The 14,763-nt window shown below is 39.8% G+C and carries 9 protein-coding genes; 3 read left to right on the top strand and 6 right to left on the bottom strand.

Annotation, left to right across the window (positions count from 1 at the left end):
* Positions 1 to 138 precede the first annotated feature (138 nt).
* The 3 genes from QUB80_RS11130 to QUB80_RS11120 all read right to left on the bottom strand — a co-directional run bounded on the left by QUB80_RS11130 (position 139) and on the right by QUB80_RS11120 (position 3,499).
* The gene (locus QUB80_RS11130; RefSeq protein ID WP_289789572.1) at positions 139 to 1,458 is read right to left on the bottom strand and encodes an efflux RND transporter periplasmic adaptor subunit; all 1,320 of its coding nucleotides are present in this window, start codon (positions 1,456 to 1,458) and stop codon (positions 139 to 141) included.
* A 405-nt stretch (positions 1,459 to 1,863) separates the two neighbouring features.
* Positions 1,864 to 2,412, bottom strand: coding sequence for a hypothetical protein (locus QUB80_RS11125; protein WP_289789571.1), 549 nt, complete (start codon positions 2,410 to 2,412; stop codon positions 1,864 to 1,866).
* Between the two features lie 205 nt (positions 2,413 to 2,617).
* Positions 2,618 to 3,499 (bottom strand): hypothetical protein, encoded by an 882-nt coding sequence (locus QUB80_RS11120; protein ID WP_289789570.1) that lies wholly within the window; start codon positions 3,497 to 3,499, stop codon positions 2,618 to 2,620.
* 399 nt (positions 3,500 to 3,898) lie between these two features.
* Here QUB80_RS11120 and QUB80_RS11115 point away from each other — a divergent pair, with 399 nt between their 5' ends.
* Both QUB80_RS11115 and QUB80_RS11110 read left to right on the top strand, forming a co-directional pair.
* A complete protein-coding gene (locus QUB80_RS11115; RefSeq protein WP_289789569.1) occupies positions 3,899 to 5,461 on the top strand; it encodes a cation:proton antiporter in 1,563 nt (520 codons plus the stop codon).
* 351 nt (positions 5,462 to 5,812) lie between these two features.
* Positions 5,813 to 8,170 (top strand): glycoside hydrolase family 31 protein, encoded by a 2,358-nt coding sequence (locus QUB80_RS11110; protein ID WP_289789568.1) that lies wholly within the window; start codon positions 5,813 to 5,815, stop codon positions 8,168 to 8,170.
* On the opposite strand, the gene QUB80_RS11105 is transcribed toward QUB80_RS11110, so the two are convergent.
* Positions 8,167 to 8,769: a hypothetical protein gene (locus QUB80_RS11105; RefSeq protein WP_289789567.1), complete on the bottom strand. Its 603-nt coding sequence runs from the start codon at positions 8,767 to 8,769 to the stop codon at positions 8,167 to 8,169. The two genes, QUB80_RS11110 and QUB80_RS11105, sit on opposite strands and share 4 nt — an antisense overlap.
* Before the next feature lie 735 nt (positions 8,770 to 9,504).
* Here QUB80_RS11105 and QUB80_RS11100 point away from each other — a divergent pair.
* The gene (locus QUB80_RS11100; protein ID WP_289789566.1) at positions 9,505 to 13,689 is read left to right on the top strand and encodes a PAS domain-containing protein; all 4,185 of its coding nucleotides are present in this window, start codon (positions 9,505 to 9,507) and stop codon (positions 13,687 to 13,689) included.
* Between the two features lie 32 nt (positions 13,690 to 13,721).
* On the opposite strand, the gene QUB80_RS11095 is transcribed toward QUB80_RS11100, so the two are convergent.
* A complete protein-coding gene (locus QUB80_RS11095; RefSeq protein WP_502875291.1) occupies positions 13,722 to 14,114 on the bottom strand; it encodes a response regulator in 393 nt (130 codons plus the stop codon).
* On the bottom strand, positions 14,092 to 14,670 hold the full coding sequence (locus QUB80_RS11090) for an Hsp20/alpha crystallin family protein (RefSeq protein ID WP_289789565.1): 579 nt from the start codon (positions 14,668 to 14,670) through the stop codon (positions 14,092 to 14,094). The genes QUB80_RS11095 and QUB80_RS11090 overlap by 23 nt, the downstream gene beginning before the upstream one ends.
* Positions 14,671 to 14,763: the final 93 nt, after the last annotated feature.

Below are 14,763 nucleotides of genomic sequence, written 5' to 3'. Positions count from 1 at the left end.
TTGGGGATTAGGAATTGGGGATTGGGGATTGGGGTTTGGGAAAAGGACGCGGGGACACGGAGAATTGTGATTGAGGTTCTTACCCCTTGTCTTTTTGTCTCCCCCTCCCCTTGTCCTCTTCTTTGTCCCTAGTCCCTACTAAGATTCAGGATTGATGGGTGCTCCATCTGTGAGGTTAAGTAGCCCTGAGACAATAATTCTTTCTCCTGGCTCTAATCCTTCTAAAACTTGATAAGTATTGCCCTTAATATTGCCTAACTTTACACGCTTTTGTTTTGCTACCTGTTGAAATTCTCCTTTGGGAGATTGTTGCATTTGCGCTACATAAACAAAATTCTGTCCAGCCACACGAGTTACTGCCGTAGTTGGAATTAATACTCCAGGGCGCTGATTCCAGATTACTCTTACCCTAGTATATTCATCAGCCCGTAATTGTCCTTTGGCGTTATCAAAAAGTGCTTTAACTAATATGGATTGGGTGTTATTAATAACTTTAGGAGAAATAAAAAATACCCGACTAATACCAACGCTGCGACCTTGAGCATCCATGATTTCTACTGGTGTTCCCTTACGCAATTGAGATCCGCGCTCAAGTGGTACAGAGATATTTACCTCTAGTGGTCTATTTTGAGTAATGGTTACCAGTTGAGTAGAATTACTCACGAAATCACCCACCTTTACAGGAATGTCACCCACTGTGCCTGCAAAGGGAGCTTCTATTCTGTAATACTGGAGTTGAACAGCTTGTTCTTTTGTATTAGCTAATGCTTGTTGCAAGGATTTTTCTGCTTGGGAGACAGAAGCCTGCTGCGCTTGTATTCTAGATTCAATCGCTCGCAAATTAGCCCTTGCTGTTGCTAGTCTGTTGGCATACTGATCTCTTGTTTGTCGAGAAACTGCTCCTTGAGCAGCAAGATTAGAATAGCGATCGTATTCTTGCTGATTTAATCTCACATCGGCAAGGTTAGATATACGTTCTGCTTCTAGAGAACGCAGGGTTGCTCTAGCATTTTCTAACTGGGAACTAGCTGCATCAGCTGCTGCATTAACACTGTTGAGTGCTGCCTGTTGCTGTCTGGCATCTATCTGGATAATTGGATCTCCTTGTTTGAGTGTATCTCCCGATCTCACCAATATTTGGGCTACTTGTCCCTGAATTCTTGGCTGTAGAATTACCGAGCGACGTGACTCTAAGCTGGCTATATACTCTGAGCTATCTTCGATTAAGCCCGATTGTACTGTAGATACCTTAACTGGTACTGCTGGCGGTGGAGCATTAGCACCTGTTGGTGCTTGATTATCAGCTGGATCTAGTAAACGCCACAACAAAAAGCCTCCACCCATCAATCCTAGTAGGGCTAACAATAACCAAAGCCACCGACGTTTTTGGCGAGGTGGCTGTATTTCTGTCTCTGGAACACTATCTTCAAATTCAGTTCGAGGCTGAGGGGGTATCATGGATTGCAGAGAAGTAAATAAAACAAATGAGCGCTAAATCAGGATTGAACTTAGAATTGATATGGAAATTACTTGTTATGACTAATTTAGTTATAATGCTCCTTCGTATAATCAAATACTAAAAATTTATCCTAATATAACTTTTTGTTAAAGTAAATCTCATCTATCTAGAAGTAGGTAGTAATTTATAGTTTATAAAAAAATCTGTTCTACTGTCTTGTCTATTCTTGCGAAAATTATTCAAATCTTGCTATGATTTATATGCAAAGTTTGTACTCACTAATCAAAAAGTTGTTATTTTTGACTGTTTACAGCTAATATTTTCAAATTCTTTCCAAATTAATTAATGCTTAGTGTTAGCTACAGCTAAGTTAATTTAAAATTAAAACTTCCCTCAACAAGCAACTACTTACAATCATCCATGTGTATGTAATTACCTGTCGTATGGTTGTGTAAAATACATCCTTTATGGCGGTTTAATTTGTTTTCTCCTACAACAAAAAGACCAATAAATAATATTAATAATAATCTCAGTAATTTTATTTTATCAGTTGGATGCAAAACTTCTAGATATTTATTTTTAAAAGCATTGTAATAGTTTTTTTTGATTTTGCAATTAGTATTGAGTATATTTTTTTTAGATGAAGTGAGATTTAGTGGAACTTCTACATTTAATTCTTGACTCCATAAAGGCGCAGATTTTCCTTCTTGAAAGCCATAAATTTTGACATTCTTAATACATACAGTTTTCAAACCTGTGATTTCTTGACGAACATATTTAACTAAATTTTCTTGTTCTGGTACTTGCATAGATTTAAATTTAATCTCTAAACAACTATTATTGAAGCTAACTTTAACTGTGACATTTTTAAGTTGTAGTTGGCTGTTCATTAAAGACGCGATCGCCTTAACATCACCCTGCTTGGCAAGTTCTAAAATATTTGCTTGTGTCATAACTGTAGAAGTGAAGAGTTATCAAAAGAAAATTTACATCAAATATAACTTGCGCTCTCAAGTTTTACTTCGGTGATTACACGACAATTACAGACAGCAATCTTCAAAAAATTGTTGATTTTAATTCATATAAAATTAATATGTAGTGACTGGGGATTAGGGGCTAGGAATAAAGAAATTTTAATACCCAATCCCCGATACCTTTTTAATTTCCATCTAGAGTATATTGTTGAGCAAACTCACGATGAATCTGATATTGTATAATTTCTTGCTGGGCTGAGCTGTAATTACTACTAGTATATGGTACAGTTTTCATAAGAGTGATCGCTTCGTCCCAATTGCGAACAACCTTTTGCCATTCGTCTTGAGATTGTGCCAGTTGTGCTAGTTTAGCTGCGCGTTTCGCTTTGTTTACGGCTCTTTCGTAATTATCTGTAGGTTTTTTAGGTTTAGCTTTAGATGGCTCTTTTTCGGAAGCGACTGTTGTAAGATTCTCTAGAGAAAAATTTGCAGATATACTTTGTTTAATTTCTGGTAACTTAGCATAGGAATATATCCAGAGAGCCAGAAAGGGAATTAAAATAAACGTAACTAATTGCTTTGAGACTGAAGAATACTTTTGAGGTGTCTGTGTCAATGTCTGTTTTGTGTTAGCAACTTCATCGGTTGTTTGTACTTTAGTAACACTAAATTCAGATGAGATTACTTCATTTTTAAATTCATGTGATGCAGTTTGAGTGATATTTTTAGGTTCGATACTCACAGAATTGCCTAAAGTAATTTGGCGTTTAAATAAAGATTCAATCTCATAAAGTATAGCAGCCAAAAAGAGCCAAAAAATAGCAAAATATGGTAATATTTGACTACTAATTTGACTATAGTTAGAAATTATTTGATAATAGTTGAGTTGAAATAAAGGGAGAAGAGGAGTAAAAATTAAAGTTGCCGTTAGTGTAGACAAGATAAAAACTAGCCAGCTATACAAGCTTTCTCTCCAACTTTGCAGCCCTGGCAAAATTCCTCTAATTTTATTTAACTTTTTTCCTGGAATTACTGGAATAAAGCGACTGAGCAGAAAATGATGCACAAAAGCGATCGCTGGTATGGGTAAGATTAGCAAAAATATCACCGAAGTGATAATTCGCTCTGGTTTGTCTGATAAATTAGTAAAGTTAAGCAATAAAAATTGATTATATGCAATTGTGTTGATAAATCCTGCCATCAAACCAAAGAGTATTAAAGCATTTAGCCAAGAATAAGGATGAGGAAGCCATCTTAGCAATTTAAACTTTCTCATGTTTCATGTATCCTCTGTTTTATCAAGATGATTATGTAGAGTTAGCTTCAGCCACATTCTACGAAGATATCGAGTAATTTCCGCTTTTTAGTTGTTAAATAATTTACTCGATCTAGGATAATCTAACTTTCTATAACGCCCAAAACAGCAGGCGTTGCAAAAATTTATAGTTTGAGCAAAATTACTGATATGGCAATCGAATCTGCCGTAGGCGAAGTTGGAATCGAGCAAAATTTAAAGCAATTTCTACTTGTACTCTCAGTTTCCTTGAGCGTGGCGACTTTACCGCAAGTTATTAGCTGGTTTCGTCAAATTCCCTACACTTTACTCTTGGTAATTGCTGGATTGGGATTGGCGCTAGTGGATGTGCGTTTAGTTAATCTTTCCCCGGAGTTGATTCTGGCAATTTTTCTGCCACCTTTACTATTTGAAGCTGCTTGGAATTTAAAATGGTCTAATTTAAAGCGGGATTTAGTGCCTATCTGCCTTTATGCGGTGATCGGAGTGCTAATTTCCATTGCAGGTGTAGCGCTAGGTTTGAATTTATTAGCACACCTGCCACTAACAACAGCATTGCTAGTAGGAGCAAGTTTGTCTGCCACCGATCCGGTTTCAGTCACAGCTTTGTTTCGAGAACTGGGAGTAGACAAGCGTCTCACAACACTGATGGAGGGCGAGAGTTTATTTAATGATGGTATGGCAGTTGTGGCTTTTAGTTTCCTAGTTGCCTTACCGTTGGGAACAGCACAATTAGCAGTACGACCTGTATTATTACAACTGTTTGCAGTTGTTGGGATCGGTTTAGCAGTAGGTGGTTTGATTGGGTTTGGAATCTCTTACCTAACGCAAAGATTTGATTTACCGCTAGTGGAACAATCTTTAACTCTCGTCTCCGCTTACGGAACTTATATTATTGCTGAAGAATTTGGTGGATCTGGGGTAATAGCAGTTGTCACCACTGGCTTGATATTAGGTAATTTTGGTTCCCGAATTGGTATGAACCCGCGTACACGGGTAATTGTCAGCGAATTTTGGGAATTTCTGGCTTTTTTTGTTAATTCTATTGTTTTTCTATTGATTGGTGATCAAGTTAGATTTACCCATTTAGGAGAAAATCTGGCAATTATTGCTGTTACCGTTGCCGGGATGGTTTTAGCACGAGCGATCGCTGTTTATGGTTTAGGGTTGATCAGCAATCGCCTCGTCAACTCTGACATTTCCTTAGCACAACAAACTGTATTGTGGTGGGGAGGTTTGCGAGGCTCTGTCTCCATCGCTCTAGCATTGAGCGTACCGAATATCCTCAGTGAACGAGAAGATGTAATTGCTACGGTATTTGGAGTAGTATTATTTACACTTTTGGTGCAGGGATTAACTACCAAGCCTTTGTTAGAAAAACTCAATCTTTTAGGCGATCAGCCCCTGCGACAACAATATTTAGAGTTAGTGGCTCGCCAAACTGCTCTTAAACGTGTTTTAAGATACCTGGAACAAATAGAAGAACGCCCAGGATTGGATCCAGAATTTTACCGCTATCAGGAAACTTTAATTAAAGGCGAACTGCGACGGTTGGAGGAGCAAATTGATAAATTACAAGATGAATACCCCAACTTGCGAACCTTCACTGCTGAACAGCTGCGAATGGAATTGCTGGCTGTAGAGGCAGATACTTACGCAGAATTTGTGCGATCGGGTAGGTTAAATCAAGAACTTGCTCCTATGCTTGAGGATGTTTTAGAGGATGAGCTTTAACAGTTATCAGTGCAATGATGCAATAAATTTTTTTGTGGTGCGGGCATCCTGCCCGCTTATAAAGACGGGCTAGAAGCCCATCCCACAAGATTTTTCTAATGCACTAAATTAGCTGTGTCAGTCCAATCAGGCGGTGCGTTACGGCTAGTTCTCATTTTCTTTAACTCTCAAATCCTTACGTAGCCGTATCACACCCTACTTTTCTTGTTCCATGAAAGTTATGCAGGTAAAGGTACATACTTCTACTTCCCTTGGCTGATGCAAAGTGTACGTGGTTAATTTAGGTTAATTAGGTTGTGGTTAGCACTAGTCACCGTAATTGTCCGCATTTACAGCCAGATTTAATTACATATGCCAGAATTTGCCGGAGAAATACCTGTTCGCGAACCAGCGTGGAATGTCATCTCATCCGTTCAAAATATCCAGCGTCATCAGTGGGGGATAGATTTTGAATGCGGTTTTTCTCGCCTTCTTTTGAGGGTTCTTGCTCCCAACCTAATCCGCGTGCGCTTTTCACCAACAGGAGAGTTTAGAGCCAGACGTTCTTGGGCTGTGACGCCACAGGATGAGGAATGGGCTGCTATCTCTTTCGATGTGCAAGAGACGGAGGAAGAGGTAATAATTGAAACTGAAAAAATGCGCGTCTGCGTGCAGCGCCATCCTTGTCGAGTCAAGTTTTTTGACAAAGAAAATCGTCCCTTTGCTCAAGATACGGGTTTGGGGATGGGTTGGCGGCAAATGGGAGCACAAAAGTTTCAAGTTGCTAATTGGAAGCGTATAGAAGCTGGAGAAAAATACTATGGCTTTGGAGAGCGGGCTGGCTTGCTAAATCAACGGGGCAAGCGTCTGACTAATTGGACAACGGATAGCCTTGATTACACTATGTTAACGGATGCAATGTACCAAGCGATTCCGTTTTTTATGGCGTTGCGTCCGGAAATTGGTTATGGTTTATTTTTTAACACAACCTTTTGGAGTCGGTTTGATATTGGTGCCGACGAACCAGAAATTTTACGAATGGAAACGCTGGGTGGCGAATTAGATTATTACATTATTTACAGTCCTGAACCAGCAGAAATTATTCGTACATACACGCAGTTGACTGGGAGAATGCCACTACCACCCCGGTGGGCATTAGGTTATCACCAATGTCGGTGGAGTTATGACTCAGAAACAGAAGTACGACAATTGGTATACCAACTGCGCCACCGTCGGATACCTTGCGATGTTATCCACCTAGACATTGATTATATGTTTGGCTTCCGGGTGTTTAGCTGGAACCCTAGACGATTTCCAGATCCAAAGAAATTGCTCGGCGATTTAGCACAGGAAGGTTTTAAAGTTGTCACCATTGTCGATCCAGGGGTGAAATTCGAGCCGCAGTCAGATTATGCAATTTATGACGAAGGAGTGGAAAAGGACTACTTTATTCGTAGAGCAGATGGTAAAGTGTTTCACGGTTATGTTTGGCCTGATCGCGCTGTATTTCCCGATTTTCTTCGTCCGGATGTGCGTCAGTGGTGGGGAGATTTACACCACAATTTAACTGAGGTGGGTGTTGCTGGAATCTGGAATGATATGAATGAGCCAGCAATGAACGATCGCCCATTTGGAGATGAGGGGGGGCGGAAAGTTTTCTTTCCAATGGATGCACCTACAGGCTCTGGTGATGAGCGCACAACCTACGCCGAAGCTCACAATCTGTATGGGATGATGATGGCTCGTGCCTGTCGGGAAGGATTAGAAAAACTCAGAGGGCGATCGCGTTCTTTTGTTCTGACGCGATCGGGTTATGCTGGTGTGCAAAAATGGTCAGCAGTATGGACAGGGGATAATCACTCGCTGTGGGAATACCTGGAAATGTCTTTGCCCATGCTTTGTAACTTAGGTTTATCGGGCGTAGCATTTGTTGGTGCGGATATTGGGGGATTTGCAGGAGATGCAACCCCAGAAATGTTTGCTCGTTGGATGCAGTTAGGAATGTTGTATCCTTTGATGCGCGCTCATTCAATGATTAATACCAAGCGCCACGAACCTTGGGAGTTTGGAACAAGGGTAGAAGAAATTTGCCGCCAATATATCGAATTGCGCTACAGATTATTGCCTTACATTTACACCTTATTTTGGGAAGCAACAAGCACGGGAAACCCCATTTTACGTCCCTTATTTTATCACTATTCTGATGATCCGAAAACCTATGAAATCTACGACCAGGTACTTTTAGGCTCATTTCTGATGGCAGCACCAGTATACCGACCAGGAGTAGAGCAGCGTATGGTTTATTTGCCGAAAGGTAACTGGTATGACTGGTGGACGGGAGAGTGTTACACAGGCTCAACTTATATTCTTGCTGATGCACCCTTGGAGAAAATGCCCATGTACATTCGTGCCGGCTCGATAATTCCTCTTGCCCCTGTTATGCAGTATGTGGATGAGTTACCCATCAACGAACTGAGATTACGAGTTACTCCTGGTGTATGTGAATGGACATTATATGAAGATGATGGGCATAGCTTTGAATATCGCCACGGCGCTTGCTCAACTATAACTTATCGTGTGTATTCAGAAGGTAAGCAGACAGTTGTGGATATCCAAACACGTCAAGGACAGTGGACTCCCCACCCTCGCAGAGTTATTGTTGAGGTGGTAGGTTGTGGTGAGCAAGAATTTACAGATGACGGTTCCGCTCGTCGTCTAGTTTTTGACTAGCGTCTGTTGATAATTGCCTCTTGTAATTCTACTGGAGGTAATTGTTCTACAGTTTGTAGAGGCGATCGCCCTGTGATTAAACTTTGACTCAACCAAATCAAACTACCACCAAATAAAGTAATAACCCCGATCAAAATACCAGTCAGTAATTTCACTTGGGAGCGTAGAAATTTTACTTCTCTGCTTTTATATTCCAATTCAGAAATTACCTTGGCAGGAGGAAGTTGTTTTTCTATTACTATTTCTGCCGATTGTTGTATTACTGGCTTCTTGAAACTGACTTGTTGGTACAGCCAATTAGTAATTAATATTGGACAATTTTTTCTAAACCAACGCCAGGCAAAAAGTCTGAACGCTGGTTTAGACATTCTGGCAATCCATTTTAGTACTCTTTTTACAGCACAAGAGCGAAACTTTTTATTGATTAAATTAATTGAACCTATATCATAAAGTCGGTCAAAGATAAGTTTTGCAGTAGCTTCTTCTCTATATGCTAGATTTTCTATAATTAGAAGAACTTCGTACATTAGTTCTTCTTCTTTTTTATTTTCTGCTAAAAAATGTGTTAAATTACCTGATATTTTAACTGGATTAGCCATATATTTTACTCTGGCAGCACCTTGTATTTTTAATTAAAAAATATTTTAATTCTTTAACTCAAATGACATATCAAAATTTTTGTAAACTGAAAAATACTGTTCCTGTTAAAATCTCCCAAGCATAGTATATTTCATCTTATATTTTAATACACTTCTAACAACAGTAATGGTAAAAAAACTAACATTACATAGCTGATTGAAGAAAAAAATAATTGTTACTTTGCTGTTAAGCATAAATTTATGTTAAATGCAGTGTTTTTGAAACTTATTTACCTCTGGGAGGATTTAATTTTTTCTTTAAGATATATTCTTAAGCTTGTCGCTGTTAGTGAACAGGAATCTGTATCCTACTCTACAACTAAGTAGAATTGCTCTGAAGATGCACATTTTCTTTCAGATCTTGCACTTAGACATTGGCTACTTTTAGACGTAGCAGCAGTCAAAGTGGAAGAACATCAACATGATAAAACTTAGATACCAAAAGACTGTAACCCTGCCACTTACCATGTTCCTCAGAATTTCCTCATTTTTAGGTGGCAAGATTTATTACACAGTACAAAGCGGATGCCTGAAGCGTAATGCTTTTTACTGAGCATACGGTAACATTTATTGATAGCCCCAGTTGGGGCTTTTATTTTTTCAAGCCCAAAACACAGATCCTTAACTGTTCTAATAAGTTAAGTATTTTCTAGGGCAAAATAAAATATTAGTATACTAATTTTTATACTTAAAAAGATGGTGGCATGGCCCCAAAGTGAATTGATTCAATCATGTCTGGTGACTTTACCACCAGACACCTCAGTTGAAACTGCCGTTAAAGTCATGAACCGTAGCAAAACTAGTTATGTCTTAGTCTTTGAGCAAAGACAACTAGTTGGAATTTTTACTGAGCAAGATTTAGTTGGGGCGATCGCCTCTGGGGTGAACTTAGATATTGCCACCTTATCAGAGGTAATGACTGAGCAAGTTATTAGCATTAAAGAATCAGAGTTAGACAATTTATTTCATATCCTACGCCTGCTTTGTCACCACAAAATCCGCTACTTGTCAATTGTGGATGAACAAGAGCAACTAGTAGGTGTAATCACGCTTGAAAGTATTCCAGAAGCTTTACAACAGATAGAAACCCAACTGAAACAAGCCGAATTGCAGTACCGCAATCTCATTGAGCAAATTCCTGGAGTTGCATACACTTCCCCAATCACCGCAACCTCGGAATTTGCCTATATCAGCCCGCAAATACAACAATTCCTCGGCATTCCAGATCAAGAGTGGAAACCAGGATTTTTCAACAGTTGGGCAGATTATGTGCATCCGGAGGATCGCGATCGCATTCAGCAAGAAGTTGCTGCTACCATCGCCACGGGCAAACCGTTTCGTAGCGAGTACCGCATGATCCGACATGATGGCAGAATTATTTGGGTGCAAGATCAAGCCAAACTTGCGCTGGCAACAGATGGGGAAACAACTGTGCTTCAGGGAGTTGCCTTTGATATTAGCGATGCCTCACCGCGTCTATGCAAGCAGCAAGAAGAAGCACTTCAACAAAGCCAAGCCCATTATCAATCAATCCTAGAAGATCAGACAGAAATCGTAGCTCGTTTTTTGCCTGATAGTAAGATTTTGTTTGTTAATCAGGTATTTTGTCGTTACTTTGGCATTGAGCGGCACGGAATTCTTGCTAAGAGCTACATACCTATTATTTATGAAGAAGACAGGGATAGGGTGACTCAACTTCTAGAGTCAATGAGTATTGAAAACCCTACCATAATGATTGAAAATCGAGTAATTAATGGTAAAGGGGAAATTCGCTGGACACAGTGGGTTAACCGAATACTATTCGATGACTGGGGAAATGTCAGTGAATGTCAGTCTGTTGGACGCGATATTACTCAATTAAAACTTACAGAAGCAGCACTACGCCAGAGTGAAGAACGATTGCAATTAGCCTTGGAGGCATCTGGAGATGGAATTTGGAGCTGGAACATTCTCACGGGAGAAGTATATCTTAGCCCTCGCTGGCTAGAAATGCTGGGTTATGAAGCTAATGAATTTCCAAGTGAATTTAGCGCTTGGGAAAAAAGTATCCATCCAGACGATAAACTTTGGGTCATGGATGTATTGCAAGCTCACTTGAAAGATAGTTCTGTTCCTTACACATTTGAATATCGAATGCGAACTAAATCGGGTGAGTGGAAATGGATTGCTAACTATGGCAAGGTTGTGGTGCGCGATCAAGATGCCCAACCATTACAAATGGCAGGAATTCATCGAGATGTGGACGATCGCAAACAAGCAGAACAAGCTCTAAAAGAGCGAGAGGCTTTTTTACGCGCGATCGGGGATAATATTCCCAATAGCTACATTTACCAGGTTGTGCGGGAACTGGATGGTAGCTATCGCTTTTACTATTTTAGTGCGGGTGTTGAAAAAGCACATGGACTGAAACCGGAAGCAATTTTGGCAGATCCAAGTCTGTTGTATAGTACTTTGCTTCCAGAAGATCTCCTTTACGTCAGTCAAAAGCAGGAAGAATCTGCACAAACAATGTCAGTCTTTGATGTTCAAGTGCGGGAATATTCTCCTAAAGGCAATATTCGCTGGGTGCGCTTATGCTCAACTCCTCGCGCGATGGATGATGGGCGGATAATTTGGGATGGTGTCCGCTTTGACATCACCGAACTCAAAGGTACTGAAGAAACACTACGCAAGAGCAAAGCTCTCCTTACAGAAGCCCAAAAAGTTGCCCATATCGGTAACTGGGAGTTTGATGTCGCTACCCAAAAAATCACCTGGACAGAGGAGCTATTTCACATATTAAATAGGGATCTGGTACAAAAGGAACCCACTTATCTTGAGCATTTACAACTCTATCATCCAGATGATCGAGAAAAATTGCACAAAGTGTTTGAGCGAGCGATTACAACAGGTGAATCATACAAACTTACACTCAGACTCAATCCTCAGTCTGATAGTTCTATACGCTACATTGAGGGAATTGGATACGCAGACTTCAATGCCGAGGGGCAAGTGATTCGTTTGTATGGAACTACCCAAGATGTTACAGAACGTGTGCAAACTGAGAAGGCACTGCAAGAAAAAGAGCAGTTTTTACGCAGTATTTATAATGGTGTTGAACAAGCTATTTTCGTAGTAGATGTTCTCGAAGACGGTGATTTTAAATTAGTTGGATTCAATCCTGCCTGTGAACGTTTCACAAATATGCGTTCAGCAGAAATACAAGGTAAGTCTCTACAACAAATATTTCCTCCCGAAATTGCTGCATCGGTTCGGCAACGCTACCAAGCTTGTCAAGAGGCAGGAAAAGTGATTACCTATGAAGAATGTTTACCCTTTTTAGGGTTAGATACTTGGTGGATAACTAACCTGGCTCCTTTATGGGATGAACGTTCACGCATCTATCGGATTGTGGGCAGCAGCATCAATATTAGTGAGCGCAAACGGCTAGAACTTGCTCTGGAAGCATCAGAAAATCACTTAAAAAATATTCTCACTACGGCGAATGCCTCTATTGTCAGTTTTCGCGTCTTTGCCAATCGAGACTGGGAATATGAATATCAGTCGATTGGATGTGAGAGTCTTTTTGGCTATACAGCAGCAGAAATCTTAACCGACAAAATGCTGTGGATATCACGGGTGTTTCCAGAGGATCGAGATACGCTTATTTATCCACATTTTGAGAGTATTTTTGCTGAACGCACTTTTGCTGTAGAATATCGATTCCATCACAAAGATGGTTCGCTGCGTTGGATTTCTGCAATTTATTCCTCTCATCGGGATGAGATAGCCAATTGCTGGATTGTAACAGGAGTTAGTATCGATATTAGCGATCGCAAACGGGCAGAAGAGGCTTTGCAGCAAAGTGAAACTTTGTTTCGGACTCTCAGCGAGTTTGCACCAGTAGGCATTTTTAGAACGGATGCTCAAGGTAAAAATACTTATAGCAATCCTCGCTGTCAAGCAATTTGTGGCTTTACCTTTGAGGAAGCTTTAAAAGATGGCTGGATGCAGTTTATTCACCCAGAAGATTTGGAAGTTGTTTTTCCTCAGTGGATTTTGTTCTTAACCACAAATCAAGAATTTCGCGCCCAGGTGCGTTTTGTTCACCCAGATGCAACAATTCGCTTTTGTCGATTGATGGCAGTTCCCATTTTCTCTGAGTCAGGTGAATTAATGGGTAATGTGGGTACTGTAGAAGATATTACGGAAAGTCGGGCAATAGCGAAAATGAAGAACGAATTCATCTCTATTGTCAGCCACGAGCTGCGAACCCCCTTGGCTTCTATTCGTGGTTCTTTAGGATTACTAGCTGCTGGAGTACTCAAAGATCAACCAGAATCAGCTCAACAAATGTTAGAAATAGCTTCCAGTGAGACGGAACGCTTAGTGCGCTTAGTAAATGATATTCTTGACTTAGAACGCTTAGAGTCAAATAAAGTAACTCTAGTCAAGCAGTGGTGCGATGTAACTAAAATTTTGCGTCAGTCTATAGAAACTGTCCAACCTTTGGCGGCTGAAAATAACATTGCACTAGTTATGTTACCCAGTTTTATACAAATCTGGATAGATCCAGATCGAATTATTCAGACTCTTGTTAACTTAATAGGTAATGCGATAAAATTTTCACCGTCAGATAGTCAAGTGACAGTGAGTGCAGAATCTCTGACAAATCAAGTTTTATTTAAAGTTCAAGACCAAGGTAGAGGTATTCCAGATAGTAAGTTAGAGACTATTTTTGAACGGTTTCAACAAGTTGATGCCACTGACTCACGCCAAAAAGGAGGAACTGGTTTAGGTTTAGCTATCTGCAAGAGTATTGTGCAGCAGCACGGTGGTAAAATTTGGGTAGAAAGTATTTTGGAAAAGGGCAGTATATTTTATTTCACAATACCCAAGTGAGTGGAAGGGTAAGGGCTGATAGTTTCTGAAATCTATAAGCTCCAACCAAGAATTTTAGCAATTTCAGAAACTAGCGTTAGAGGATTGAAAGGTTTAGCGATCGCTCCCACCGCACCTAGTGACAAGAACTGATGTGGTTCCGTAAAACTCAGAAAAGATGTAATAAATATTACTGGTATTGTTTGAGAGTGAATATTTAACTGTAATTTTTTTAGGCAAGCGATGCCATCGATTTCTGGCATGAGCACATCTAAAAGAATGGCATCTGGTTTAAGCTCCTCAGCTTTTATTAAACCCTCTGCACCTGAATTTGCTACTACTACCTCCCAACTGCCAATCGTTTCTAGGCTGATTTTGACAATTTTTTGCATATATGGTTCATCATCAACAAATAGAATCTTTTTACTGGCTGGTTCTACCATCATTTGTAGTTCCTACATACTGTTCGCTTGGAGAGAATACCAAACTTAACTTGTCCCAATTCATACCAAGAGCTGCATCTACAGCCAAAGATTGTTCTGGTGCAGACTCTTTTGTGTCAAAAATTTTTACCTTAATTGGCCGCCTTTTATGATAAGACTTCTGGAAAGTGAGCTTCAGGATACCGTCATTAAATTCTGCGATCGTGGCATGAGGTTGAATCAAATTAGGTAGAGGAATAATAATTTGAAATTGATTTGGGCAAAATTCAAAATCAAAGGAGCTAAAAATTTCTGCAAGTTTTAACTCTTGTCCTATGATTAAAACTGTTTCCTGAGAGACTTGAACATCAAGGTTTTCAATTTCTATATTTGGAATTTCTGCTATAACTATAATTTCCGTATCTGTTTCTTCTACCTCAATCGTAGATACGCCAGTTGTACCGTCTTCATAAACCCATACTGTATCTTCACTATAACTGTACAAAAACTCACGTATGACACTATATATGTACTGCTCGAAAATACTCAACCTCTGTAAGAACTGCCAACAGGTTAACATTCCGATATTTCCTTTTATCTCTCAACTAATGAATATTACCAAAATCGGCAATCATATAAATAGTTGGGCAAAATTAAATTCATTCATGTAAAG

This window comes from Chlorogloeopsis sp. ULAP01, from assembly GCF_030381805.1.
In the GTDB taxonomy this organism is placed as follows: domain Bacteria; phylum Cyanobacteriota; class Cyanobacteriia; order Cyanobacteriales; family Nostocaceae; genus Chlorogloeopsis.
The sequence above is the reverse complement of the archived record's forward strand: the minus strand, read 5'-3'. Positions and strand labels throughout refer to the sequence as shown.